A 26,333-nucleotide genomic window follows, 5' to 3' on the forward strand; every position below is an offset into this window, starting at 1 on the left:
ACCACATCCAAAATGACCTTGCTCGGCGCTGTCTGGCTTCGACGGGGACCAACAAATACCCATAATAATCTCACAGGGAGACATCCATGAAAACCAAGACTTTGACCGGAGCACCGATGCACTGGGCTGCCGAAATGCACGCCCAGGAATATCGGGACGGCAAGCTGAGCCGCCGCGAGTTTCTGACGCGCACGACCAGCCTTGGTGTCACTGCAGCGGCCGCCTACGGCATGGTCGGCCTGACCGCACCCGCCAAGGCGGCGGGCGAAGACGCCAAGAAAGAAGGTGGCACCCTGCGCGTTCAGCAGGAAGTTCGCGCGCTGAAGGATCCGCGCACCTATGACTGGTCGCAGATCGCCAACGTCACCCGTGGCACGCTGGAATACCTGGTCGAGTACAACTCGGACGGCACATTCCGCGGCATGCTGCTGGAGGGCTGGGAAGTCAACGACGATGCGACCGTCTACACGCTGAAGGTCCGTCAGGGCGTCAAGTGGAACAACGGCGACGATTTCACTGCCGAAGACGTGGCACGCAACATCGCGCGCTGGTGCGACAAGAGCTCGGAAACGAACTCGATGGCGGGCCGTTTCGCTACGCTGGTCGACGCAGACACCGGCCAGGCAATCGAAGGCGCGATCGAGGTTGTGGACTCGCACACCGTCAAGCTGAACCTGCCGAACTCGGACATCTCGTTGATCCCGGGCATGGCAGACTATCCGGCCGCGATCATCCACAGCTCGTTCAGCGAAACGGACCTGACAAACAATGTCGGCACGGGCCCCTACCTGATCGAAGAGCTGGAAGTGGGTGTGAAAGCCGCGCTTGTGCGCAACGAAAACCACACCTGGTGGGGCGAAGCCGTATTCGGTCGTCCGGCGCTGGACCGCATTGAGTACATCGACTACGGCACCGATCCGTCGGCATGGCTGGCGGCTCTGGAATCGGACGAAGTCGACATGCTGTATGAATCGGTTGGTGAATTCATCGACGTGATGGACAGCCTGGGCTACGTGAAGTCCGAGGTTGTCACGATGAACACGATCGTGGTCCGCCCGAACCAGCTTGCGGAAGTGGACGGCAAGAAGGTCTATGCCGACAAACGTGTGCGTCAGGCGCTGCAGATGGCCGTGGACAACTCGGTCTGCCTCGAACTTGGCTACGGTGGTCGCGGCTCTCCTGCGGAAAACCACCACGTTGGTCCGATCCACCCGGATTACTACGAACTGCCGCCGCAGAAAGTTGACCCGGAAGGCGCTCGCAAGCTGATGGAAGAGGCCGGTATGGCCGATTTCGAGCACGAGCTGATCTCGATCGACGATGACTGGCGCCGCAACACCACCGATGCCGTGGCAGCCCAGCTGCGCGACGCGGGCATCAAGGTCAAGCGGACGGTTCTGCCAGGCAACACGTTCTGGAACGACTGGGCGAAATACCCCTACAGCTCGACCAACTGGAACCATCGTCCGCTGGGCGTTCAGATCTGGGCACTGGCCTACCGCACCGGCGAGGCCTGGAACGAATTCGGCTGGTCCAATGCCGAGTTTGACGCCCTTCTGACCGAAGCTCTGGCCATTGCCGATGCCGACAAGCGCCGCGAAATCGTGGCCAAGGGCGAAGCAATGATCCAGGAAGAAGGCGTCACCATCCAGCCCTATTGGCGGTCGCTGTACCGTCACATGAAGGACGGTCTGGTCGGAACCGACATGCATGTGTCGTTCGAACACCATCACTACAAATGGGGTTGGGCGGCCTGATCCCGACCTGAACCTTTCAAGGGGCGCCCGAATGCGGGCGCCCCTTTCCAGCCGCAGACACACCGACGCGGGGTCGGACGTCCGAGGCCAGAAAATGGTCCACTGATCTGCGGAGAACCCGAACAACAGGGGCCAACATGGGACTCTTCATCCTTCGACGATTGGGCGTGATGCTGTTGACGGCACTCTGCCTGACCTTCGTTGTCTTCTTCCTGACCAACCTCTATCCAAACCTGGAAAAACTGGCCAAGACGCAGGGCAACCAGCGTATGTCCGATGAACAGGTCGTCACCTGGCTTGAGAACCGCGGATACATGCAGCCCACGCTGGTCAAGTACGGCCAATGGCTTGGGGTGGTGCCCGGTTTCACCAACACGCTACCGGATGGTCAGTTCGTGGGAAGTTGCACCCGTCCCGGCTCTACTTCGGAAACGACACCGCGCTACTGCGGCGTTCTTCAGGGCGACTGGGGCTATTCAACCGTCTTCAAGGACGAAGTCGGAACGATCGTCAGCAAGCGTCTGGGCAACACCGGCTACCTGATGTTCTGGGTGCTGGTGCTGATGATCCCGACCGCCCTATTGGTTGGTGTGCTAGCCGGCATGCGCGAGGGGTCTGCCCTGGACCGGTCCCTTTCCACGTTTTCGATCATCACGACGGCCACGCCGGAATACGTGTCGGGCGTGATCTTCATCGCCATCTTCACCTCTTCAACCGTGGGTCTGAAATGGTTCAAGGGCACCGCCACACAGGCCATGGAGAACCCGACCTTCGAGAATTTCTTCCTGCCGGTCCTGACCATTGCCCTTTACGGCATGGGCTACATTGCACGGATGACCCGAGCCTCGATGACCGAAGTGATGACCGCGCAATACATCCGGACTGCGCGCCTGAAGGGTGTGTCCTTCGGGAATATCGTTCTGAAGCACGCCCTACGCAACGCGCTGATCGCGCCCTTCACCGTTATCATGCTGCAGTTTCCCTGGTTGCTGAACGGCGTCGTGATCGTCGAGACCCTGTTCAACTACAAGGGTTTCGGTTGGGCACTGGTGCAGGCCGCGGGGAACAACGACATCCAGCTTCTGCTGGCGATCTCGGTCGTGTCGGTCTTTGTGGTGCTCGTGACGCAGCTGATCTCGGATATCGGCTATGTCTACCTCAACCCGCGCATCCGCATTTCATAAGGGAGGATAGACCATGGAACCTCTGAGCTGGACTGGCTCTATCGCCTTTCTGAACCCGATCATGATGATCGCCCTGGCTGCGCTGGTCGTATCCGTCGTTGTCTGGATCCTGGCAAGCATTCTGCTGCCCGAGACGCAAGTCAGCGTGAATGCGGATGGCACCGTCAGTTCGGGCGGCGGCCTCAGGAACCTGACGCAATCCGCGCTGTGGTATTCTTTCCTGGCCAGCATCGCGACGGTGGTCGCCTACCTGCTGCTGGGAATACTCTTGGGCACTGGGGCCGGGATTATCGGCGCGATCTCGCAGCAATTTCTGCCGGTCTGGCTGTCGCTGATCATTCTTTTCGCGATGTCGGTTGCCTTCAAACGGCGCCTTGGCCTGTACGGCAAGCTTTTCGACAGCCCGATCGGCATGATCGGTTTTGGACTGGTCATGTTCTGGGTTTTCACCGGCATCTTCGGGGCTTTGGACCTGATCGTGACACATGATCCGTTGGTCCAGGTTTCCGGCATGAAGAACAAGGTGCCCGGCACCCCCCTGCCGAATGCCGAGGACGGTGAGTTCGCCTGGTACCTGCTGGGCGGCGACAACCTTGCCCGCGACGTATTCAGCCGCATGGTCAAGGGGGCGTGGATCGTCGTACAGATTGCTCCGCTGGCCACGATGTTTGCCTTCATGGTCGGGATCACGCTGGGCTTGCCCGCCGGGTATTATGGCGGGCGGCTGGACACGTTTCTGTCGTTCCTCGCCAATCTGATCCTGGCGTTCCCGGTCATCCTGCTGTTCTACCTGCTGGTCACACCGGAAATCGTCGCGACCGGCGTGCCGAACTATATGGCCGCAGTCCTGTTCGTGTTCCCGATCCTCTTCATCGGTGTCCTTCTGAATTCGCGCTACTACACCCGGCCGAAATTCCGTACGCCGCTGCTGATCGGCGTCTTGGGTATCGCGATCTGGCTGTACCTGTCGCTGATCTCGACCGGGGGATACGTCATCCGCACGGACGACTACAGCATCTGGGGTCTGCCGACCTATCTGGATCTGTTCGACATTCCTGGCGGCATCCTGGTCGTGTTCGTTTCGGTTGTCTTCGTCAACTCGCCCACGGTGTTCCGCATCGTGCGCGGCTTGGCCATGGACATCAAGACACGCGATTACGTGGCCGCGGCGCAGACGCGCGGCGAAGGCCCCTGGTACATCATGCTTTGGGAAATCCTGCCCAACGCCCGCGGGCCGCTGATCGTCGATTTCTGCCTGCGCATCGGCTACACGACCATCCTCTTGGGGACCTTGGGGTTCTTTGGACTGGGCCTGCCGCCGGAAAGCCCGGATTGGGGGTCCACGATCAACGAAGGACGCAAGCTGCTGTCGATCTACCTGCACCCTGCACTGCCGCCGGCACTGGCGCTGTTGTCACTGGTTCTGGGATTGAACCTGCTGGCGGATGGCCTGCGAGAAGAAAGCCTGAAGGACTGATGTGAAAGCGGCCGGGGGACTGCCCCCGGCCCCCACCAGGATATTTTTAGCCAGATGAAGGGGATCCCCCGAGTGCTGGCGAGGAGCAAGCAAGATGAACAAACTGGCGGATTACGACGGGCCGATCCTCGAAATCGACAAGCTCTCGATTTCGTTCTTTACCCGCTTGCGGGAAATACCGGCCGTTATGGATTTTTCGGTCAGTGTGCAGCCCGGCGAGGCTGTCGGGTTGGTCGGTGAATCCGGCTGCGGCAAGTCGACGGTCGCCTTGGGTGTCATGCAGGACCTTGGCAAGAATGGTCGGATCGTTGGCGGCTCGATCAAATTCAAGGGCCGTGACCTTAGCGAGATGAGCAAGGAAGAACTTCGGGATATTCGCGGCAATGAGATCGCGATGATCTATCAAGAGCCGATGGCTTCTTTGAACCCGGCGATGAAGATCGGCAAACAGCTGATGGAAGTGCCGATGATCCACGAAGGGGTCAGCAAAGAAGAGGCCTATGCCCGTGCTCTGGAAGTGGTGACGGATGTGCGCCTGCCGGACCCCGAGCGGATGCTGAACAGCTTTCCGCATCAGCTGTCCGGTGGCCAGCAGCAGCGCATCGTGATCGCGATGGCCCTGATGTCCAAGCCGTCGCTTCTGATCCTGGACGAACCGACAACCGCGCTGGACGTGACGGTCGAGGCCGCCGTGGTGGAACTGGTCAAGGATCTGGGCAAGAAATACGGCACATCAATGCTGTTCATTTCGCACAACCTCGGCCTGGTTCTAGAGACATGTGACCGTTTGTGCGTGATGTATTCCGGCGAGGCGGTCGAACGTGGCTCGATCCACGATGTCTTTGACGAGATGCAGCACCCCTACACTCAGGCGCTGTTCCGCTCGATCCCCCTGCCCGGCGCGGACAAGAATTCGCGCCCGCTGGTTGCTATCCCCGGCAACTTCCCGTTGCCGCACGAACGCCCACCGGGCTGCAATTTCGGCCCGCGATGCGACTATTTCGAGGAAGGGCGTTGTGACGCGCAGGACATTCAGATGTTCCCGGTCCCCGGCAATGACCGCCACCATACGCGCTGCTTGAAGTTCCAGGAAATCGACTGGAACGCACCCATCACGGTTGCCGAGCAAAAAGAAAAAGCGCCGATCGGCAAGACCGTTCTGAAGATGGACAACCTCAAGAAATATTACGAGGTGGCCGCAAACGCCCTGTTCGGTGGGGGCGAGAAGAAAGTGGTCAAGGCCAACGAAACCCTCAGCTTCGACGCACATGAATCGGAAACGCTGGCCATCGTTGGCGAGTCCGGCTGCGGCAAATCCACGTTTGCCAAGGTCCTCATGGGATTGGAGACGGCGACCGACGGGCAGATCCTGCTGGACAACCGCAATATCGAGCATTTGCCGATCGAAGAACGGGATGCCAAGACCGTCGGCGAAGTCCAGATGGTGTTCCAGAACCCGTTCGATACGCTGAACCCGTCGATGACGGTCGGACGTCAGATCATCCGCGCGCTGGAGATCTTCGGCGTCGGAAACTCGGAGGCCGAACGCAAGCAACGGATGCTCGAGTTGCTGGACCTGGTGAAGCTGCCGCGCGCGTTTGCCGACCGTATGCCGCGCCAACTGTCAGGCGGCCAGAAACAGCGCGTCGGGATAGCCCGTGCCTTTGCCGGGGACGCCCGGATCGTCGTCGCGGACGAGCCGGTCTCGGCATTGGATGTGTCGGTGCAGGCAGCCGTGACCGATCTGTTGATGGAGATCCAGCGCGAACACAAGACGACACTGCTTTTCATCAGCCACGACCTGTCGATCGTACGCTACCTCAGCGACCGCGTCATGGTTATGTATCTGGGCCACGTGGTCGAGTTGGGCACGACCGATCAAGTCTTCTCGCCGCCCTATCACCCCTATACCGAGGCACTGCTGAGCGCGGTTCCAATCGCCGATACCTCGGTCGAAAAGAAACACATTGTCCTTGAAGGCGACATTCCTTCGGCGATGAACCCGCCGCCCGGATGTCCGTTCCAAACCCGGTGTCGTTGGAAGTCCGAAGTTGCGGGCGGATTGTGCGAAAAAGAGGTTCCGCCGGTCCAGACGCTGGCTGACGGACACCAGGTCAAGTGTCATCTGTCCACGGAGACACTGGCCAAGATGGAGCCTGTCATCAAAATAGCAGCCGAGTAAGCGCCCAAAGAAAAACCGGCCCTGGGCCGGTTTTTTGTGCGGCTTTGGTATCAGCCGCCCCAGATGACTTTGACGTAATTCTGTGTCTCGGCATAGGGCGGCACGCCGCCATGTTTTTCCACCGCTTGCGGACCCGCGTTGTAGGCTGCCAGCGCCAGGCGCCAGGACTTGAATTTACGGTATTGCCACGAAAGATACCGCGCACCGCCTTCAAGGTTTTGCTTCGGGTCATGCGGGTTCACGTTCAGCAGTCTGGCGGTTTGCGGCATCAGCTGCGCGAGGCCCAAAGCGCCCTTATGCGACTTGGCGTGAGGGTTCCAACCGCTTTCCTGTTGCACCAGACGCAGGAACAGTTCTTCCGGGACATTGTGCTTGCGCGCTGCTTGGCGCGCCATGGCAAGGTACTCACCACGGTACTTGCCGGAATAGCGCTTTTTGAAACTGCCGTCCGGTGTCTTCGGTTTCAGCCGTTCAGAGTCGCGATACTGGCTGGCGGCCCGCGTGTCCAGAATCTTGGCCTGCTTCAAAAAGATATCTTTGCGATTCTTGGTCGACAGGACATCCGCGCTCAGCGGCGTCGACGCCAGAACGAGGCATGCAATTGAAAAACCACTTAACAGACAACGCATTCAAGCAATCCCGCTCGTTCAGCACTCATTCGGATTATAGGTATTTCAGGCAGAAATGAAAGCTTGGTTAAGGAAACACTGATTTTCCGGGTGGCATTCCGGGCATCAACCGTGTTCCAACCCGGGCGCAGGACGTATAGGGTTTCAGGTGAACTCAGCGTCAGATTCGGGCGCCATCAAGCTAGTCAAAAAACGGGGAAATCCATGGCAGGTTCAGTCAACAAAGTCATTCTGGTCGGCAATCTCGGGCGCGATCCCGAAGTGCGGTCGTTTCAGAACGGTGGCAAGGTCTGCAACCTACGGATCGCGACCTCGGAGAACTGGAAAGACCGCAATACCGGTGAACGCCGCGAACGGACCGAGTGGCACACAGTCGCTATTTTTTCCGAACCGCTCGTCCGCATCGCCGAGCAGTATTTGCGCAAAGGGTCAAAGGTCTACATCGAAGGCCAACTGGAAACGCGCAAGTGGCAGGATCAGTCCGGACAGGATCGCTATTCCACCGAAGTCGTTCTGCGCCCTTACCGCGGTGAACTGACCCTGTTGGACAGTCGCAACGAGGGCGGCGGATACGGTGGCGGCCAAAGCAGCGGTTACGGAGGCGGACAGGACAGCGGCGGATACTCCGAGCCCTACGCCGCGCAGTCCAGCGCACCGGCACCGGCATCAGGCGGCATCGACGACGACGAAATCCCGTTCTAAGCTACAGCGAGGCACGTCATGACATGGTCCTTCGCCGTCGGCCGATTGCTCGGATCGGAACTGAGGGTCCATGTCACCTTCTTTCTGCTGCTGGCCTGGGTCGGCTTTGCCGCCTACTCTGACGGTGGGTGGCCAGCAGCCATCGACAACATCGTTTTTGTTCTGGCGTTGTTTGCCTGCGTGGTTGCCCATGAGTTCGGTCATGCGCTGATGGCCCGCAGGTATGGCATTCGCACTCCTGACATCACTCTGCTGCCCATCGGCGGCTTGGCCCGCCTGGAGAGGATGCCGGAAAAGCCGATGCAAGAAGTTGCCGTCGCATTAGCTGGTCCAGCGGTCAACGTCGTCCTCTGGGGCATTCTGGTCCTTCTGGGCGCGGGAATGCAGGTTGAAACGCTGGCGCAAATCGACTCGACCCGCGTCGACCTGCTGAGCCGGCTGGCCTACGTGAATCTGTTCCTCGCGGTGTTCAACCTGATCCCCGCGTTTCCGATGGACGGCGGCCGCGTGTTCCGCGCCCTGCTCTGCCTGAAGATGGACAGAGTAAAGGCCACACGGGCAGCTGCCTTTGCGGGCCAGGCCGTGGCCGTCGGGTTCGGGTTTCTGGGGCTCAGCACCGGTAACCCGATCCTGGTTCTGATCGCGGTTTTCGTCTTCATCGCGGCAAATGCAGAAAGTCAGGATGTAGCAATGCGGTCGGTGGCGCGCCGCGTGCTGGCCCGCGACGCGATGATTACCGAATTCCACGCGCTGACCCCCCAAGACACGTTGGCAACGGCGGCCCAGGCCGTGATCCAGACAACGCAGCACGAGTTCCCGGTTTTGGGCGCAGACGGGCAGCTGTTGGGCTTTGTGACCCGCAATCGGCTGTTTGCCGCGCTAGCTGGCGATCACCCCCGGTCGGAACCCGCGACCTCGGTCATGGAAGAGCAAATCCCCCGGGTGGCCCTGACCAGTGGGCTCGAAGCCGTTTTGGATGGTCTCCATGGTGGCGCACCGGCCGTGGCGGTCTGCACCAAGACCGGTCAGATGGTCGGATACATCACCCGCGAAAACATTGGCGAATTGATGGTGATACGGGGCCGCTGACTCCGCTTATCAGCACGTTGCCAAGGCATCCTGCAGCACAGACAGAACGGCATCGCGTGGCACATCCGACGTGACGAAGGCCTGCCCGATCCCGCGCGCCAGGATAAAGCGCAGCTGGCCGTCAACGACCTTCTTGTCCTGAGCCATAAGGTCGACCAGATCTTCGGCGCCCGGCAGATCTCCGGGAATGTCAGACAGATCGGTCTTCATGCCCATCGCCTTCAGGTGCGCGCGGACGCGGCTCGGGTCTTCTTGGGAACACAGACCCATGCGGGCCGACAGCTCGAACGCCAGGGCACAGCCAATGGCAACACCCTCGCCATGCAGCAGCCGGTCGGAATAGCCCGTCGCCGCCTCAAGCGCGTGGCAGAACGTATGCCCGAGGTTCAACAGCGCCCGGTCGCCTTGTTCGGTCTCGTCACGGGCCACGATGTCGGCCTTCATCTGAACCGAACGGGTGACTGCCTGAACCCGGGTCGCCATGTCCCCGGCCGACAGCGCGGGGCCGTTGCGCTCCAACCATTCGAAGAAATCGGCATCCCCCAAAAGGCCATATTTTACGACTTCACCATATCCCGCCAGAAAATCACGCGCCGTCAGGGTGCCAAGCACTGAGGTATCAGCCAGAACCAACGAAGGTTGATGAAACGCACCGATCAGGTTTTTGCCTTGCGGAGCATTGATACCGGTTTTGCCCCCCACGGAACTGTCGACCTGCGCCAAAAGCGAGGTTGGGATCTGCACAAAGCGCACACCGCGACGCAGCACCGCGGCGGCAAAGCCCCCCAGATCGCCGATCACTCCACCGCCGAAGGCTACGACGATATCGCGCCGTTCGATCTTTTCGGCCAACAGCCATTCGACGGCGCGCTCGAAATGCGGCCAGCTTTTGGTCGCCTCACCTGCGGGCAGAGCCAATGCGGTCATTTCCACCCCGGCCGATGCCAGGCCGCTGCGCAAAGCATCCAGATGCAAACCGGCCACGGTTTCATCGGTTAGAACCGCGACGCGCGGACGGTGCAGCATGGGTTTGATCCGCGCACCGGCCTGAGCCAACAGGTCCGGCCCGATTTCCACGTCATAGGACCGCTCGGCCAGATCAACGTTAACTGTCTGATGCATCTATTTGACTTCCAATACATCCGGGCGCGTCATCAGCTTTTCCAGAACCCGGTCAACCATATCCTCGATCGCGGTGTCGCCGTCCGAATTCACCACCAGATCAGCCTGTGCGTACAACGGCACGCGGGCCTCGTACAGGTCACGCAGCGTTGCATATGGATCAGGCGTGCGCAGCAAGGGTCGCGTGTCTTTGTGGCGCACCCGGTTCCACAACACTTCCAGATCGGCGCACAGCCATACGGAAACCCCACGGTCCGAAATCATCGTCCGGTTTTCTTCGCTCAGAAAAGCGCCACCGCCGGTCGACAGGATACCCTTTTTCTCGTCCAGGAGACGGCCGATGACCTGGCTTTCCTTGGCACGAAAGAACGGCTCGCCGTCCCGTTCAAATATCTCGGGGATGGTCATGTTGGCAGCCGATTCGATCTCGCTGTCACTGTCGAGGAAAGGAACACCGAGACGCGCGGCCAGAGCGCGCCCCACGGCCGTCTTGCCAGCGCCCATCATGCCGACCAAAACCACCGTTTTGTGCAGGTCATAGACCTGCCGTTGTCCGGTCGGCGCCACGTTATGCTTAATTTCGCTCATTTCCCTGTGAATGACGTGATCTTGGGAAAAATGCCAGTTATAACTTGGCCAAAATCGAAAATTGAGGCAGCGTTGAGCCATGGGCCGTCTGATCAAATTCCTGTTGTACCTAATTTGCCTGCTTTTCATCGGCTTGGTGGCCTATGCGTATCTTGGCCCGTTCTTCGGCGCCGACTTCTCGGCCCCGCAAAGCGAAATCAGCGAACCGGTAATTCTGGATGTCAACTAGGGCCGTCGTGCTGGCGCTTGCACTGACCGGCCAAGCCGCCGCGCAAACCGAACAACCGCTTTCCGCGATCGACTGGCTGGAGACGGCCCCTGACCTGTTGCCGGGGACCGTATTGCTCGAGCCGCCGGTTACCGATACGGGCCTGCAGCCCGACATCCAGGTGTCCCCGCTCGAGGCGCTGTCGCCACCGTTGGGATTGGTGGATGGGTCGGCGACCGGGCTGCCGGTTGATCTGTGGCTGCCCAGCGATCCGGCCCGGCTGGCCGAACTTATCGCGCGCGTGCCGGTCAAATCGAACCCTGCCATGCAGCGGCTGTTGTTCACGCTTTTGTTGACCGAGGCCCGAGCGCCGGCAAATTCCAATGAGCCAGACGAGCTCCTTCTGGCGCGGCTGGATCGCCTGATGCAGCTGGGTGCCGCCGATCCGACGCAATCTTTGGTGCAGCTTGCCGGCCCCACCGATACGCCTGAGCGGTTCAAACGATGGTTTGACGCAACTCTGCTGACCGGCGACGAAGACCGCAGCTGCACTGCGCTGATCGCGCAACCGCATTTGTCGAGGGATTATTCCGCGCAGGTCTTCTGCAAGGCCCGCAGAGGTGACTGGGCTTCGGCCGCACTGACGCTCGAAGCGGCGCACGCGCTCGAATTACTGCCGCCCGAGCAACTCGATCTGCTGGATCGCTTCCTAAGCCCCGAGATGTTCGAAGGCGCCGCATATCTGCCGCAGCCCGAAGACCCTGACCCGCTGACGTTTCGCCTGTTCGAAGCGATCGGCGAGCGACTTCCGACCGCCTCGTTGCCGAGGGCCTTTGCCAATGCCGACCTGCGCGATGTTGCCGGTTGGAAGGCCCAGATCGAAGCGGCCGAGCGCCTGACCCGCATAGGCGCGCTTACGCCGAACCATCTGCTGGGCCTTTATACCGAGCGCACGCCTGCGGCTTCGGGCGCGGTCTGGGATCGCGTCTCGGCGGTTCAGCGTTTCGAAACGGCGCTGGAGACCGGAAGCCCCGAAGCGATTTCCAAGACCCTGCCGAAAGTCTGGGCAGAAATGGGTTCGGTCGGGCTCGAAGTGCCCTTTGCCGAACTGTTCGCCGAGCGCCTGATGTCGATCAAGCTGTCCGACCCGACCACCGAGAACCTGCGCTGGCGCATCCTGCTGTTGTCCGAGCTGTACGAGGATGCCGCACGATCTGTCCCCGACGGACCCGAGGCCAATGCCTTTCTGGCTGCTTTGGCATCGGGCCAACCCGAGCGTTCGAACTCGCTCTCACCGATGGCTGACGCCATCGCCGAAGGGTTTGCATGGTCGGCACCGATCCCGTCCGATATCCGCGCGATGTTGGAAGCAAACCGTCTGGGTGAGGCAATTCTTGAGGCCATGCAGATGTTCGCGCATGGCGCGCGCGGCAATCTGGTTGACTTGACTGCGGCCATCGCGGTGTTCCGACACGTCGGCCTGGAAGACACGGCGCGCCGCGCCGCCTTGCAGTTGCTTGTTTTGAAGGGGGCCTGACAGTGTCCGCTCCGGCGACACAAGACTTGTGGATTTCCGCGTTTCTCGAGGCGCAGGCCGCAGAACTTGGGGCCGCAACTAACACTTTGCTGGCCTATGGGCGAGACTTGAAGGACTTTGCCGCGTGGCTCGACCGGCGACATGCCGGGTTCGAAGCCGCCGACCAAGATATGATCGAGGCCTACCTGATTGACTGTGACGCACAAGGCCTTTCGCGCGCGACCCGCGCCCGCCGCCTCTCCGCCATCAAGCAATTGTATCGTTTCGCGTTTGAAGAAGGCTGGCGCTCGACCAATCCGGCCATCCAGATCAAAGGCCCGGGACGCCAGAAAAGGCTGCCCAAAACGCTGGACGTGGCCGAAGTCGACCGCCTGCTTGAGGCGGCCAGGCAAACAGGGCGCAGTACGGCAGACAAGGTGCGCAACACTTGCCTGATGGAAATTCTGTATGCGACCGGGATGCGTGTGACCGAGCTTGTTTCCCTACCGGTATCATCCGCCCGCGGCGACCCACGTATGCTGCTGGTTCTCGGCAAAGGTGGAAAGGAGCGCATGGTGCCCTTGTCACCGCCTGCGCGCGATGCTTTGGCGGCATGGCTGACCATCCGGGACGAAGCCGAAGATGCAGCCGCCGCCAATGGAGGCCAGCGGTCCCGGTTCCTGTTTCCTTCGCGTGGAAAATCAGGGCACCTGACCCGGCATCGGTTCTTTGCACTGATAAAGGAACTGGCCGTGCAAGGTGGTGTTTCTCCCGACAAAGTCACGCCACACACGCTCCGCCATGCCTTTGCGACGCATCTTTTGGCCAATGGGGCCGATTTGCGTTCGATCCAGACCCTGCTTGGTCACGCCGACGTCGCGACGACCGAAATCTATACGCATGTCCTGGACGAGCGCCTGTCGGAGCTGGTGTTGCAGCATCACCCGCTTGCCAAGGATGACGGTCGAGACTAGGGCCAAACCCTTGATCGCGCGCATCTGCGCCCCCATAACCATTGCATCAACAATACCTGAAATGGACCGATGGACTCTGACCCTTCTCTTCTCGATGGCGCCTTCTGGCTGACTACGGCCTCAATTCTGCTTCTGCTGGTTCTCTCCGGCTTCTTCTCGGGGTCTGAAACAGCGCTGACGGCGTCTTCGCGGGGTAAACTGCGGGCGCAAGCCGACAAAGGATCGCGCGGCGCGCAAAAGGCGCTGGAGATCACTGATGACAACGAACGTCTGATCGGCTCGGTTCTGCTTGGCAACAACCTCGTCAACATCCTTGCGGCCTCGCTGGCCACGGCTTTGTTCACCCGACTTTTCGGAGAAAGCGGCGTGGCACTGGCCACCTTGGTCATGACCCTGCTTGTTCTGGTCTTTGCCGAAGTTTTGCCCAAGACCTACGCGATTACCAATGCCGAAAAGGCCGCCGCGGCCGTCGCCCCGGTGATCGGTGTTGTCGTTACGGTGTTTTCGCCGGTGGTGGCCGCCGTGCGCCTGCTGGTGCGCGGGGTCCTGCGCCTGTTCGGGGTTCAGATCGACCCCGACAGCAACATCCTTGCCGTGCGTGAAGAGATCGCCGGCGCCCTGCAACTGGGCCATTCCGAAGGCGTCGTGGAAAAAGAGGACCGCGACCGCATCCTGGGTGCGCTTGATCTCGGCGACCGCACGGTCGAGGAAATCATGCTGCATCGCTCGAATATCGAGATGATCGACGCGGACGCAGACCCTGAATCGATCCTGAAACAATGCCTCGAAAGCCGTCACACGCGCCTGCCGGTGTTCCGTGGCCAGCCCGAGAACATCGTGGGCGTCGTGCACGCCAAGGATCTGTTCCGCGCCATGTACGCGCAGGCCGGCGGCGGCGAGGGCAGTGCCGACCGGCTGAAGTCGTTCGACATCCTCAAAGTGGCCAACGCCCCCTATTTCGTACCGGAGACCACCACGCTGGATGATCAGATGCGGGAGTTCCTGCGCATGCACAGCCATTTTGCGCTGGTGGTTGATGAATACGGCTCGCTGCGCGGATTGATCACGCTCGAGGACATCCTCGAAGAAATCGTGGGCGAGATCGCGGACGAGTTCGACGTGGACGAAGATGTGACGATTACGCGCACCGAAGACGGTCAGTACCTGGTCGAAGGCTCGATGACCATCCGCGACCTGAACCGTGCGATGGACTGGAACCTGCCCGATGACGAGGCCAACACAATTGCCGGGCTGGTGATCCATGAGGCGCAGATGATCCCGACCGTTGGTCAGGTGTTCTCGTTCCACGGCTTCCGGTTCGAGGTCGTCGAACGCGAGGGCAACCGGATCACCTGGTTGAAGGTGCGGCCGCTCTGACGGACGGCCGGCGGAAACGACAAACTCGGTCGTTTTCGTGACAGATACCGTCGCGGCACCCCTGCACCTTCGGGCCAGACGCAAGGAGGTGCGGATGAAATCGACGTGTCAGGTTGCCGTGATCGGCGGTGGAGTTGTCGGGTGTTCGGTGCTGTATCACCTGACCAAGCTGGGCTGGTCGGATGTGATGCTGCTGGAACGGTCGGAACTGACCAGCGGATCGACCTGGCACGCGGCGGGCGGGTTCCACACGCTGAACGGCGACACCAACATGGCCGCGCTTCAGGGCTATACCATCCGGCTTTACACGGAACTGGAAGAGATCACCGGCATGTCCTGCGGGCTGCACCATGTGGGCGGCATCACGCTGGCCGACAACCAGGACCGGTTCGACATGCTGCTGGCCGAACGCGCCAAGCATCGCTTCATGGGGCTGGAGACCGAGATCGTCGGCCCCGACGAGATCAAGAAGATTGCCCCGATCACCAACACCGACGGCATCATCGGCGCGCTGTATGATCCGCTGGACGGGCACCTCGACCCCTCGGGCACGACCCACGCCTATGCCAAGGCCGCGCGGATGGGCGGAGCGACGATCGAAACCCACTGCATGGTACGCGAAACCAACCAGCGCCCCGACGGTACATGGGACGTGGTCACCGACAAGGGCACCATCCACGCCGAGCATATCGTCAACGCCGGCGGCCTCTGGGCGCGCGAAGTGGGCGCGATGGCGGGCATCTATTTCCCGCTGCACCCGATGGAGCATCAGTATCTCGTCACCGACACCATCCCCGAAATCGAGGCAATCATCGACGCGGGCGGCGAGCATCCGCATGTGATGGACCCGGCCGGCGAAAGCTATCTGCGGCAGGAAGGGCGCGGATTGTGCATCGGGTTCTACGAGCAGCCCTGCAAGCCCTGGGCCGTGGATAGCACGCCGTGGGAGTTCGGCCACGAGCTGTTGCCGAATGATTTCGACAAGATCACCGACAGCATCGAGTTCGCCTATCGCCGTTTCCCGGTTCTGGCCGAGGCCGGGGTGAAATCGGTGATCCACGGCCCGTTCACCTTTGCCCCCGACGGCAACCCGCTGGTCGGGCCGGTGCCGGGCGTGCGCAACTACTGGTCGGCCTGCGGCGTGATGGCCGGGTTCAGCCAGGGGGGCGGCGTCGGCCTGACGCTGGCGCAATGGATGATCGAGGGCGAGCCCGAACGCGACGTCTTTGCCATGGACGTGGCCCGGTTCGGCGACTGGATCACCCCCGGCTATACCCGCCCCAAGGTGATCGAGAACTATCAGAAGCGTTTCTCGGTCTCCTACCCGAACGAGGAACTACCCGCTGCCCGCCCCAACCGCACCACGCCGATGTATGACATCTTCAGCGATCTGGGCGCGGTTTGGGGCCAGCAATACGGGCTCGAGGTCGCCAATTACTTCGCGCAGGATGGCGAGCCCGGCTATGAAACCCCCTCCTTCCGCCGCTCGGACGCCTTCGGGGCAACGGGCCGCGAGGTGCGGGCCGTGCGTGAGGGCGTCGGCATCAACGAGGTGCACAATTTCGGCAAATACATGGTCACCGGTCCCCGCGCCCGCGACTGGCTGGATCGGATCATGGCGGGCCGCATCCCCGCTCCGGGCCGCCTGTCGCTGACGCCCATGCTGTCACCCAAGGGCAAGCTGATCGGGGATTTCACCGTGTCGTGCCTGGGTGAGGAAGAGTTCCAACTCACCGCCTCCTACGGCGCACAAAGCTTCCACATGCGCTGGTTCCGGCAGCATCAGGAAGACGGCGTAACCGTCGAGAATATCAGCGACAAACGCAACGGCTTCCAGATTGCAGGCCCTAAGGCCCGCGAGGTTCTGGCCGCCTGCACCCGCGCCGATATCAGCGACATGCGCTTCATGGACGTACGCCGAACGGTCGTCGGCATGACCGACTGCGTCGTGCAGCGGGTCAGCTATACCGGCGATCTGGGGTTCGAGATCTACTGCGATCCGATGGCACAACGCCAGCTCTGGTGGACCCTGTGGCAGGCCGGCCAGCCGCACGGTATCACCCCCTTCGGGATGCGCGCGATGATGAGCCTGCGGCTCGACAAGTTCTTCGGCTCGTGGATGCGCGAGTTCTCGCCCGACTACACGGCCGCGGAAACCGGGCTGGACCGCTTCATCTCGTTTGCAAAGAACGTCGATTTCATCGGGCGCGCTGTCGCCGAGGCCGAGCGGGCTGAAGGGCCGGCCCGCAAGCTTGTGGCCTTTGAGGTCGAGGCCGAGGACGCGGATGTGAACGCCTACGAACCCATCTGGCATGACGGCGCAGTGGTTGGGTTTTGCACATCCGGCGGGTATTCGCATTTCGCACAGAAATCAGTCGCCATGGGCTTCCTGCCAACGGGCCTGGCGGCCGACGGCTTGGCGGTCGAAATTGAAATCCTGGGCCAGATGCGCAAGGCCCGTGTGCTGACGAGCCCACTATTTGACCCCGACGGTGCTCGAATGCGGGGGTGACAGCCGTTCCGGTTGGCGGCAAGGTGGCCGGCATGAAGGATATCCCTGTCATCTTGCTGGCGGCCGGTAGCTCTCGCCGTATGGGCGGAGCGGACAAGTTGATGCAAATTATCGATGGTCAACCACTGATCCGACGCTCGGCTGAAATCGCAGGACCTGTCGGGCCGGTCATCGTCGCCCTGCCGCCGGCGCCTCACCCGCGATACACCGCGCTGAGCGGGATGGACTTGCAGGTCGTTTCTGTTCCCGATGCGGATGAAGGCATGAATGCCAGTTTGCGCAGAGCCGTCGCACAGGTGCCGGTATCAGCCCGGGCAGCGATGATCCTGCTGGCCGATCTGCCAGAGCTGACATCAGACGATCTGCGCGCGGTCCTCCGGTCGGTCACCGAACATCCTGACAAGCTGATCTGGCGCGGAGCGTCCTCGGACGGAGTTCCAGGCCATCCTGTGATCTTCGACCGAAGTCTCTTTGCTGATCTGGCGCATTTGACCGGAGATGGCGGCGCACAAGCCATCGTACGCGCGCATCTGGACCAAGTGCACCTACAGCCTTTGCCGGGTCAGAACGCTATTCTGGATCTGGATACGCCCCAAGCGTGGGCCGAATGGCGCAAAAACCAAAAATCCCAAAAGTAACGCGGCCCGGTCGAGAACGACCGGGCCGGTTGCCCAAAACAGGACTACCACTTTCACCAATCCCGAAAACGCGGCCCGGACGTCGTCAAGACATCAGACCAATGTGCTGCCGAACCGAAACAAGACCCCCTCGTTAACATGCCGCTCAGCGCTTCCGGTGACTGAGATCTGCCTTCAAGCACCCCCTTGATGCCGTCAGGCCCCCTTTCACTTGGGCACGTTTATCGTCACCGATAAGTTCATTGCAAACAACGTAAAATTGGTTGAATTGGTTAATTTTGCCGAATTCGTGATGGTATTTCCGCAACAACGCGTGTCGCGGAAATCTACCCAAGGTTGTTCGTGCGCTTTGCCATAGCCGACCCAAGGCATGAAATATTTAGCGCCAAACGATCAAAATGACATTTTTGCAAATACCTATTAGACAAATACCAACTTCTGAAAAGGCGGTGGCGCAACCTGTGAGTGTCCCTGAAAATTCGGTCAAAAACCGCCGCTGGACTGTTAACAAATTTGATTCAATTCAATGCTTTTGCGAATTTGACCCTCATTTCGGCAACAATCCACCGATTCGACCGGCAACTCCCACGGCCGATTCCCGGGTTTGCGAGCGCTACCAGACGCCCCCAATGTGGCAAAATTAAGATTTATTAATTGATCAGTCAGAAAACGCAAAGACTGGTGGCTCATGTTCCCTGCAAAGCGCACATCAACAAGCGCCGAACCAAGGAGACCTAGTCAACATGAGCATCCGCAAATCCCCCCTTATTCTTCCTCGCACCTCAGGGCTGTTTGGCGCCACCGCGCTGAGCGCGGCGTTGCTGGCCGCGACCGCCATTCCGTCGCAGGCCGACGAAGCCCTGGCGGATCTGGTCGAAACCGTTTCACCGTCCGTGGTAACCGTCATTGCCTCGATCGACGCGGCCCCGTCGCCGGCGAGCGGCCAGGAGTTTGATTTCGAAGGCCAGCCTTTTGGTGAGTTCTTCAAACGTTTCGGGCTTCCCGAAGGCTTTGACGCCCCGCGCCGTGGTCCCAGTCAGGGCCTCGGGTCCGGGTTCGTACTGGATGAAGATGGCTATATCATCACAAACCACCACGTCGTCGACAAAGCCAGCAAGATCACCGTGCGCCTGAACGATGATCGCTCGTACGAGGCTGAAGTCGTGGGGACCGATCCCCTGACCGATATCGCGCTGCTCAAGATCGACGCGGATGAGGCGCTGCAGCCGGTCCCGCTGGGGGATAGCGACGACATCCGCGTGGGCGAAGACGTGGTCGCCATCGGCAACCCGTTCGGCCTGAGTTCGACCGTCACGACCGGCATCGTGTCCGCCAAGGGACGCAATATCTCGGAAGGCCCCTACGCTGAATTCATTCAGACCGATGCAGCCATCAACAAAGGCAACTCGGGCGGCCCCCTGTTCAACATGGACGGCGAAGTCGTCGGGGTGAACTCGGCCATCTATTCGCCCAGTGGTGGTTCGGTCGGACTGGGTTTTGCCGTGACTTCGAACATCGTCGAGCACATCGCTGCGGACCTGCGTGACGATGGCCAGGTCAGCCGCGGTTGGCTGGGTGTCTCGATCCAGAACATCAGCCCCGAGCTGGCAGCAGCAATGGGTGTCGATGGCACTGTCGGCGCACTGGTGTCCGAGGTTCTGCCGGACAGCCCCGCTCAGGGCGTGCTGCAACAGGGCGACGTAATCATCGCCTTCAATGGCGAGAAGGTCGACTCAAGCAGTGAACTGCCGGTGCTTGTTGGCACCACGGCCGTCGGAACCGACAGCAAGGTCACCGTTCTGCGCAATGGCAAGGAAGAGACCCTGAGCGTCACGATCGGACAGCATTCGGCCCAGATGGCCGCAAACGCGGAACCGACCGATGACGCGGCGGCGGGCAAGACGCTGGGTGTCACCGTAGCACCGCTGTCCGAAGCGACTCGTGCGCAGATCGGAATTCCCGAGAACGTGCATGGCGTGATCGTCACTTCGCTCAAGCCGGACAGCCCGGCGGCCAAGGCCGGTCTGCGGCAGGGCGACGTGATCGTGAAGCTGGGCAACCAGGATGTGGAAACACCCGAGGCGCTCAAATCCGCGCTCGAAGATCAGAAGACCGATCCGGCGCTGATGCTGATCAACCGCGGCGGCAATCAGATCTTCGTCGCCGTCGAGATCGCCTGACCTGCGTCCCGCGCGCACCGCATGATGGGGATATCCGGTGCGCGCATCTCCTGACGGACACGATTTGTCCACGTGCTGTCGGGATTGCCGGGTGCGGATTTCGCACCCGGCAGTTTTTTTACCTGTCCATACGTGATTATATCCTGAGTGAAAGGAAATCCGACCATGAGCAGACGTCTGTTGATCGTTGAGGATGATGAAGACACGCGGGACTTCATCGCCAAGGGATTTGGCGAGGAAGGTTATGTCGTCGAATGCGCCGAAGACGGCCGCGAAGGTTTGTACCACGCGACCGACGGCGGATTTGACGCGGTCGTTCTGGACAGGATGCTGCCCGGACTGGACGGTCTGGCCCTGATCAAGTCAATGCGCGCCGCCGGGGTCAAGACGCCGGTTCTGATGCTGACAGCCATGAGCGCCGTGGACGAGCGGGTGAAAGGGCTGCATGCGGGTGCCGACGACTATCTGGTCAAGCCCTTCTCATTTCAGGAACTTCATGCCCGGATCGAAGCCCTGTTGCGCCGACCTCAGGAATCCGAGGAAACCCCAACCCTCAAATGCCGCGACCTTGAAATGGATCTGTTGACCCGAAAGGTCACGCGCAACGGTCGCGAGATCACCCTGACGCCCAGAGAGTTCCAGATTCTGGAATTCTTCCTTCGCCGGAAAAACCGGGTGGTGTCGAGGACGATGCTTCTCGAAGGTGTCTGGGACTATCATTTCGACCCGAACACAAACGTCGTCGACGTTCATATCTCCAAACTGCGTCGGCAATTGGACGAAGGTGGTGAACCACCGCTGATCGAAACCGTGCGCGGGGCCGGTTACATGGTTTCTGATGGTTAAGTCGCCCTTGTCGTTCAAGGATTCCCGGACGCGGCTGGTGTTGGCCAGCATGGTGCTCAGCACATTGCTGACCGCGGCCGTATTGCTGCTGGTCTATATCACCGCCAACCGCACGATCGAAGGCGAAACCCGATCTGTCGTGTCCGCCGAGCTGACCGGGCTGGCGGATGAGTACGAACGCCTTGGGCTGGTCGGTCTGATGGTGGCCATCGAACGCCGGCTTCCGACCGCGTCCGAGCGCGATGCGCTTTATCTGTTGGCTGACCGCTCGGGAAAAACCTTGGCCGGCAACCTAAAGCGATGGCCCGAAGGCATCGCCGCTGGCAGTGGGTGGGTGGATCTGGAGCTGCGCAGAACCGAGACGGATCAGCTGGTCCCGATCTCCGCCGCATCGATCTTGCTGCCCGGCGGCGAAAGGCTGTTGGTGGGCCGCGACGCCCTCGCCCGTCAGCAGTTCGACCGGGTGCTGTTTCATTCGGTGGCGCTGGCCTTGGGCGCGGCCCTTGCGCTGAGCATTCTGACCGGTTGGCTTTTGACCCGTCTGGTGTTTTCGCGGCTGAAGGATATCGCCGACACCGCAGAAACCATCGTGTCCGGCGACCTGTCCCAACGAATGCCACAGCGTGGCACCGGCGACGAGTTCGACCAGATGGCAGGCACATTGAACAACATGCTGGACCGGATCGAAGAGTTGGTCAGCAACTTGCGCACCACGTCGAATTCGATCGCGCATGATCTGCGGTCACCTCTGTCCCGGTTGAAGCAGCGGGTGGTCGCCTTGGCCGAGCCGGGCAAAAGCGACTTGGATCGCGAAGTCGACATCGCCCGGGCAACGGCCGAAATCGATCACGTGTTGCGGGTTCTCGGGCAACTGACCGAGATCTCACGCGCCGAGGCCGGGCTGGGGCGGGAGCAGTTTGAACCTGTGGATCTTGAGCGCTTGGTCAACGATGCCGTGGAGTTGTACGAACCGGTCGCGGCCGACAAGGATGTGCGCCTCGAGGTCACGGGTCGGGCAGCTCCGATCATGGGGCACCGCCCTTTGCTGTCGCAGGCCCTGTCGAACCTTCTGGAAAACGCCATGCGCTATGCCCCTCAAGGAACTGCAATTTCCATCGAACTGCGCGAAGACGGCCCGTTTGCCCTGCTGAGTGTCCGCGACCGCGGCCCGGGCGTGCCGGCCGAGATGCTGTCGCAGCTTCAACTGCCTTTCGTCACACTCGATCCCGCGCGGTCGGACAGAAACTCAGGCCTCGGACTGGCTCTGGTGGCGGCCATCACCCGCATGCATGGCGGGGGCTTCAGTGCCCAGAATGCGGATCCCGGGCTGAAGGCAGTTCTGAAGCTGGCGCAAAAACCTTAGGTTAGCGCCTCACGTTTTTTGCCGATCAAAGGGACGCAGGCAAGGAAGCGTATCCGCGGAACCGCATACGTCCACCTCTGACACGTTCATCGGACAGTTGGAAATCTGGGAACCGTGTCACGAACCGCGACAGGGCAACCCGTCCTTCAAGGCGCGCAAGTGTAAGGCCTGCGCAGACATGCGGCCCGCCGGCAAAGGCAAGGTGACGGTTCGGTTTGCGCGAAATGTCGAACCGGCCCGAGTCTGGGAACACGGCCGGGTCCCTGTTTGCAGCGCCGATACACAGATGAAGGTTGGTGCCCTTGGCAATCGAACGCCCGTCAATCACGACGTCAGCCGTCGTTTCCCGGTTGCCGAACTGGTTGGGTGAACGGAACCGCAAAACCTCTTCGACCGCCGAATTGATCAGGCTTGGATCATCCATAAGCCGCTGACGCTGCTCCGGGTGGTCATGCAGCAGGGCCAACCCGTTTCCGATCAGGTTCGTCGTGGTTTCATGACCCGCATTCAGAATAAAGATGCAATTCTGAAGCAGTTCGATTTCACTCAACTTTTCGTCGGCCCCTTCACCGCGGATCAACCGCGTCAGGACGTCGGTTTCGGGGTCGCCAGGCGCGGCCCTGCGCCGGGCCACCAGATCTGCCAGATACTCCTTGAAGTCCCGAACGGCCGCATGGCCGTCCTCGAGTTGCTTGGCGCTCAATGCCGGTTCGAGCGCCCCAAGAATGGCGAGTGACCAGTCGCGCAGCGGTTCGCGCTCGTCCACCGGTACGTCCAGAAGGTTTCCGATGATCTGGATCGGGATGGTGGCGGCATAGTCTTCGATCAGATCCACTTGCCGCTTGTCTTCCAGGCGATCCAGCAAGAGATCGACGGTCTGGATCAAACCGGGCTCCATCCGGGCGATGGCGCGCGGGGTCAGGGCCGAAGTCATGATTTTGCGAACTCGCGTGTGCAATGGCGGATCCGAGAACACAAGCGAGGTGGTGTGATGCTCGAACAATGGTGATCCCGGACCAAACTTTGGTCCGAACACGGCTTTTTTGTCGGACGAGTACAGGGTCGTATCCCGATAGATCCGGTCCAGATCAGCATGCCGCGACAATAGAACCGAGCCATCGGGTTGCGCCAGAACCGGCGCCGAAGACAGCAGCGCATCATAAAACGGGAAGGGATTGTCTATGAAGCCCTCAGGCGGGTTCATCAGGTCCAGATTGCTGATGTCGCTTGTCAATTCCTTCCCCCTCCTGCACGGACCCGTCGCTCAATGCCTAGCCCAACGGAATTCGTCGCACAACGTTCCGGCGGGCAGTGACAGCACGCCCCGGCAAAGCTAAGAAAGAAACATGCCCGAACCTGTGTCTTCCATCCGCAATCTTGGACCTGCTTTCGAGCAGGCCTGTGCCCGTGCGGGCATCCACTCGGCCGAAGAGCTGCGCGAGCTTGGTGCCGATGCGGCTTATGCCCGGCTGATACAGGCCGGAACCCGGCCTCATTTCATCGGCTATTACGTGTTGGTCATGGGTTTGCAGGGCCGCCCCTGGAACGATTGCAAGGGCGAAGAAAAGAAAGCCCTGCGCGCAAGGTTCGATGCTTTGAAATCGTCAACGAACCGGGCTCCGGCGTCCCGGATCATCGCGGATCTGGATGCCATCGGTGTACGGGTCGGCCCTGACGATCTGAAATCCGTCTGACCAACAAAAAACCGCGCCCGAAATCGGACGCGGCAATCTCGACAGGTATCGTGGTACGGCTTAGCCGACCAGTTCGATGCCCGAGAAGAAATATGCGATCTCAACCGCTGCGGTTTCCGGCGCGTCCGAGCCGTGAACCGAGTTCTCACCGACCGACTCGGCGAACTCGGCGCGGATGGTGCCCGGTGCCGCATCGGCGGGGTTGGTTGCACCCATGACTTCGCGGTTTTTGGCGATGGCGTTTTCGCCCTCCAGAACCTGAACGACAACCGGTGCCGACGACATGAACTCGCACAGTTCGTCATAGAACGGACGCTCGGCATGAACTTCGTAGAACTTGCCGGCTTGTTCCTTGGTCATGTGGATGCGCTTCTGCGCGACGATGCGCAGGCCGGCTTCCTCGAACTTGGCGTTGATCTTGCCGGTCAGGTTGCGGCGGGTTGCATCGGGCTTGATGATCGAAAAAGTGCGTTCCAGTGCCATATCGGGCCTCTCCTTGGTCTGACGGCGCGGGCTGGGCCGCGCGAAATTCATCGCGCGCCGCCTAACACGGTATTTCGCCCGTGAAAAGTGGAATGATGGCGCGATCGCGCCTTTGGGCGTCAGATTGCGTCGGGAAGCGGGTCCCGTGCATCCACCCAACGGACATACAGAACGGCCAAAAGGCCCAGAAAGCTGCTGCCTGCCATCATCGACAGCACCAGATACGGCCCGTTTTCAGGGCTGACCGCAGCTCCGGTGATCGAAGTGATGACCGCACCGAGCGCGACGATCAGAGCCCCGGAAAGGCCCGCCGCGCTGCCGGCCAGCTGGGGGCGAACCGACATGACCCCTGCAGACGCGTTGGCGTTCGTCAAACCGTTTCCAAAACCAACAAAGATTGCTGATCCGAAAAACACCCAGACCGACCCCATTCCCCCTAAGAACAGCAGCAGCCCGCAGAACGGCCCGACTGAGGCGATGATGCGTCCGGCCAGAATCATCGTCGTCAGCCGAGTGCGCGCGGCGATCCGACCCGTCACGAAATTGCCGACCATGAAACCTCCGGTGATGATGCCGATCCCCAGGCCCAGCGTCGCGGGGCTCAGATCGAACCAGGCGGCGGCCACCAGGGGCGCTCCGGTGATGAAACTGTAGAACCCCCCGATCGAGAATGCCGCGCACAACGCGTAGCCCCAGAACCGCCGGGCACGGAACAGGTGCGGGTATTCGCGCATCTGCGCGCCGAAAGTGGCGGACCGGTTGTGGTTGGTCTCGCCCATATCCGCCCAGAGCAGCGTCAGCAGCGCCGCCCCAGCAACCGTATAAAAGACGAACCCGGCCCGCCACCCGAACATCATGTCCAAAGTGCCGCCCAGCATCGGACCCAGCATCGGCGCCAAAGCCATCGCCATGGCGACATATCCCAGCTTGCTTGCGGCCTCGTTGGGCGGAAACTGGTCGCGGATCGACGCGGCAGACAGCACCGAGCCCCCAACCACGGCGGCCTGCATCAGACGGAACCCCAGAAAGGTCCAGATCGACTCGGCCAGAACACAGCCCAGTGACGCGGCCACAAAAACCGTCATGCAGGTCAAAAGAACCGGCCTGCGCCCGAACCGGTCGGACATTGGCCCAAGGATCAGTTGCAGTACGGCGGACACGGCCAAATAGGCCGCGATTGACAGGTTCACCAGCGCATAATCCGCCCGAAAATCGACCGCCATGTTCGCAAGGGACGGAAGGAACATGTTCAGCGACAGCACGGACAGACCGGTCGCTAAGACAAGGGTCACCAAAGAGGGTGGAGTTTGTGCCGCGCGCATACCAACTACCGTTTTGTGTTCCCGAGACGGCTACCACATGCGGGTCTGCAAGCCCATGCCCAATGCCCCGGCCATCGGATGGCGCGTTCCGAAGCGGTGGAATGTCGCACACGGAGATTTCGGATTCCAAATTCAGACTATTTTTGTAAGTTTTTTCCGCGAACAGATTCCGCAACCTGTGAAAGACACGACCATGACATACAAAATCGTTATCCCCGCCTGTCTTCTTGCCTCATCCGCGCTGGCAGATCAGACCGCCTTGCCGATGGAATATGAACTGTTCGAAACCGCGGTTCCGCATGTCGATCTCGTGGAGTGTCCCGTGGCGTTGCAGAGCCCGGGAACTTTCTGCCGCGCGACCGTCCATCATGACGAGATACACGTTTTCGCCTTCAGCGAGGACGGCGATCAGCCTCTGGTCGGGTTCAAATCCTACCCATTTGAAAAGACTGCCAGCGTGTTGGATTGACGGCCAATTGGCCCATTGCCC

The 26,333-nt window shown here is 60.7% G+C and carries 23 protein-coding genes; 17 read left to right on the forward strand and 6 right to left on the reverse strand.

Going from position 1 to position 26,333, the window contains the following annotated elements; genetic code table 11:
• Nucleotides 1-86: 86 nt before the first annotated feature.
• The 4 genes from ACR0FC_RS06010 (at nucleotide 87) to ACR0FC_RS06025 (ending at nucleotide 6,600) form a co-directional block, all read left to right on the forward strand.
• A complete protein-coding gene (locus ACR0FC_RS06010) occupies nucleotides 87-1,757 on the forward strand; it encodes an ABC transporter substrate-binding protein (protein WP_170338949.1) in 1,671 nt (556 codons plus the stop codon).
• Between the two features lie 137 nt (nucleotides 1,758-1,894).
• Nucleotides 1,895-2,941: an ABC transporter permease gene (locus ACR0FC_RS06015; protein WP_170338951.1), complete on the forward strand. Its 1,047-nt coding sequence runs from the start codon at nucleotides 1,895-1,897 to the stop codon at nucleotides 2,939-2,941.
• A gap of 13 nt (nucleotides 2,942-2,954) precedes the next feature.
• Nucleotides 2,955-4,418: an ABC transporter permease gene (locus tag ACR0FC_RS06020; protein WP_170338952.1), complete on the forward strand. Its 1,464-nt coding sequence runs from the start codon at nucleotides 2,955-2,957 to the stop codon at nucleotides 4,416-4,418.
• A gap of 94 nt (nucleotides 4,419-4,512) precedes the next feature.
• Entirely contained in the window at nucleotides 4,513-6,600 is a 2,088-nt protein-coding gene (locus tag ACR0FC_RS06025) for a dipeptide ABC transporter ATP-binding protein (RefSeq protein WP_093961865.1), read from the forward strand.
• A 50-nt stretch (nucleotides 6,601-6,650) separates the two neighbouring features.
• Here ACR0FC_RS06025 and ACR0FC_RS06030 read toward each other — a convergent pair whose 3' ends face one another.
• On the reverse strand, nucleotides 6,651-7,229 hold the full coding sequence (locus tag ACR0FC_RS06030) for a lytic transglycosylase domain-containing protein (protein ID WP_093961864.1): 579 nt from the start codon (nucleotides 7,227-7,229) through the stop codon (nucleotides 6,651-6,653).
• A gap of 204 nt (nucleotides 7,230-7,433) precedes the next feature.
• On the opposite strand from ACR0FC_RS06030, the gene ssb reads away from it, so the two are divergent.
• Together ssb and ACR0FC_RS06040 are read left to right on the forward strand one after the other, a co-directional pair.
• Nucleotides 7,434-7,931 (forward strand): single-stranded DNA-binding protein, encoded by a 498-nt coding sequence (gene ssb, locus ACR0FC_RS06035; RefSeq protein WP_170338954.1) that lies wholly within the window; start codon nucleotides 7,434-7,436, stop codon nucleotides 7,929-7,931.
• Between the two features lie 18 nt (nucleotides 7,932-7,949).
• Nucleotides 7,950-9,020 carry a site-2 protease family protein gene (locus ACR0FC_RS06040; RefSeq protein WP_170338956.1) on the forward strand — a complete coding sequence of 357 codons (1,071 nt, stop codon included), beginning with the start codon at nucleotides 7,950-7,952 and terminating at the stop codon, nucleotides 9,018-9,020.
• A gap of 9 nt (nucleotides 9,021-9,029) precedes the next feature.
• Here the strand turns inward: ACR0FC_RS06040 and aroB are convergent, their stop codons facing one another.
• Together aroB and ACR0FC_RS06050 are read right to left on the reverse strand one after the other, a co-directional pair.
• Nucleotides 9,030-10,142: a 3-dehydroquinate synthase gene (gene aroB / locus ACR0FC_RS06045; RefSeq protein ID WP_170338959.1), complete on the reverse strand. Its 1,113-nt coding sequence runs from the start codon at nucleotides 10,140-10,142 to the stop codon at nucleotides 9,030-9,032.
• Nucleotides 10,143-10,730 (reverse strand): shikimate kinase, encoded by a 588-nt coding sequence (locus ACR0FC_RS06050; protein WP_170338960.1) that lies wholly within the window; start codon nucleotides 10,728-10,730, stop codon nucleotides 10,143-10,145.
• A 79-nt stretch (nucleotides 10,731-10,809) separates the two neighbouring features.
• Between ACR0FC_RS06050 and ACR0FC_RS06055 the strand changes: the two genes are divergently transcribed.
• From ACR0FC_RS06055 to ACR0FC_RS06095, 9 genes are all read left to right on the forward strand, one after another.
• On the forward strand, nucleotides 10,810-10,959 hold the full coding sequence (locus ACR0FC_RS06055) for a hypothetical protein (RefSeq protein WP_170338962.1): 150 nt from the start codon (nucleotides 10,810-10,812) through the stop codon (nucleotides 10,957-10,959).
• A complete protein-coding gene (locus ACR0FC_RS06060; protein WP_170338964.1) occupies nucleotides 10,949-12,475 on the forward strand; it encodes a hypothetical protein in 1,527 nt (508 codons plus the stop codon). The genes ACR0FC_RS06055 and ACR0FC_RS06060 overlap by 11 nt, the downstream gene beginning before the upstream one ends.
• A 2-nt stretch (nucleotides 12,476-12,477) precedes the next feature.
• Nucleotides 12,478-13,428, forward strand: coding sequence for a site-specific tyrosine recombinase XerD (locus ACR0FC_RS06065; RefSeq protein ID WP_170338966.1), 951 nt, complete (start codon nucleotides 12,478-12,480; stop codon nucleotides 13,426-13,428).
• A 69-nt stretch (nucleotides 13,429-13,497) separates the two neighbouring features.
• On the forward strand, nucleotides 13,498-14,805 hold the full coding sequence (locus tag ACR0FC_RS06070) for an HlyC/CorC family transporter (RefSeq protein WP_170338968.1): 1,308 nt from the start codon (nucleotides 13,498-13,500) through the stop codon (nucleotides 14,803-14,805).
• A gap of 94 nt (nucleotides 14,806-14,899) precedes the next feature.
• Nucleotides 14,900-17,317 carry a GcvT family protein gene (locus ACR0FC_RS06075; protein ID WP_170338970.1) on the forward strand — a complete coding sequence of 806 codons (2,418 nt, stop codon included), beginning with the start codon at nucleotides 14,900-14,902 and terminating at the stop codon, nucleotides 17,315-17,317.
• Between the two features lie 32 nt (nucleotides 17,318-17,349).
• Nucleotides 17,350-17,955: a nucleotidyltransferase family protein gene (locus ACR0FC_RS06080; RefSeq protein WP_170338972.1), complete on the forward strand. Its 606-nt coding sequence runs from the start codon at nucleotides 17,350-17,352 to the stop codon at nucleotides 17,953-17,955.
• Between the two features lie 743 nt (nucleotides 17,956-18,698).
• Nucleotides 18,699-20,135, forward strand: a complete 1,437-nt coding sequence (locus ACR0FC_RS06085) for a DegQ family serine endoprotease (RefSeq protein ID WP_170338974.1) — start codon at nucleotides 18,699-18,701, stop codon at nucleotides 20,133-20,135.
• Nucleotides 20,136-20,300: 165 nt separating this feature from the next.
• Nucleotides 20,301-20,981 (forward strand): response regulator transcription factor, encoded by a 681-nt coding sequence (locus ACR0FC_RS06090; protein ID WP_093961855.1) that lies wholly within the window; start codon nucleotides 20,301-20,303, stop codon nucleotides 20,979-20,981.
• Nucleotides 20,974-22,344, forward strand: a complete 1,371-nt coding sequence (locus ACR0FC_RS06095) for a sensor histidine kinase (protein ID WP_170338977.1) — start codon at nucleotides 20,974-20,976, stop codon at nucleotides 22,342-22,344. Before ACR0FC_RS06090 ends, ACR0FC_RS06095 begins: the two co-directional genes overlap by 8 nt.
• Before the next feature lie 25 nt (nucleotides 22,345-22,369).
• On the opposite strand, the gene ACR0FC_RS06100 is transcribed toward ACR0FC_RS06095, so the two are convergent.
• Nucleotides 22,370-23,548 carry a cytochrome P450 gene (locus ACR0FC_RS06100; RefSeq protein WP_170339463.1) on the reverse strand — a complete coding sequence of 393 codons (1,179 nt, stop codon included), beginning with the start codon at nucleotides 23,546-23,548 and terminating at the stop codon, nucleotides 22,370-22,372.
• Between the two features lie 142 nt (nucleotides 23,549-23,690).
• On the opposite strand from ACR0FC_RS06100, the gene ACR0FC_RS06105 reads away from it, so the two are divergent.
• Nucleotides 23,691-24,038 (forward strand): TfoX/Sxy family protein, encoded by a 348-nt coding sequence (locus ACR0FC_RS06105; protein ID WP_093961853.1) that lies wholly within the window; start codon nucleotides 23,691-23,693, stop codon nucleotides 24,036-24,038.
• A 60-nt stretch (nucleotides 24,039-24,098) separates the two neighbouring features.
• On the opposite strand, the gene ndk is transcribed toward ACR0FC_RS06105, so the two are convergent.
• Nucleotides 24,099-24,521: a nucleoside-diphosphate kinase gene (ndk, locus tag ACR0FC_RS06110; protein WP_027237357.1), complete on the reverse strand. Its 423-nt coding sequence runs from the start codon at nucleotides 24,519-24,521 to the stop codon at nucleotides 24,099-24,101.
• 119 nt (nucleotides 24,522-24,640) lie between these two features.
• The gene (locus ACR0FC_RS06115) at nucleotides 24,641-25,843 is read right to left on the reverse strand and encodes a multidrug effflux MFS transporter (RefSeq protein ID WP_170338979.1); all 1,203 of its coding nucleotides are present in this window, start codon (nucleotides 25,841-25,843) and stop codon (nucleotides 24,641-24,643) included.
• Nucleotides 25,844-26,036: 193 nt separating this feature from the next.
• On the opposite strand from ACR0FC_RS06115, the gene ACR0FC_RS06120 reads away from it, so the two are divergent.
• Nucleotides 26,037-26,312, forward strand: a complete 276-nt coding sequence (locus ACR0FC_RS06120; RefSeq protein ID WP_170338980.1) for a hypothetical protein — start codon at nucleotides 26,037-26,039, stop codon at nucleotides 26,310-26,312.
• Nucleotides 26,313-26,333: the final 21 nt, after the last annotated feature.

The sequence above is a fragment of the Ruegeria sp. BB9 genome (assembly GCF_056539345.1).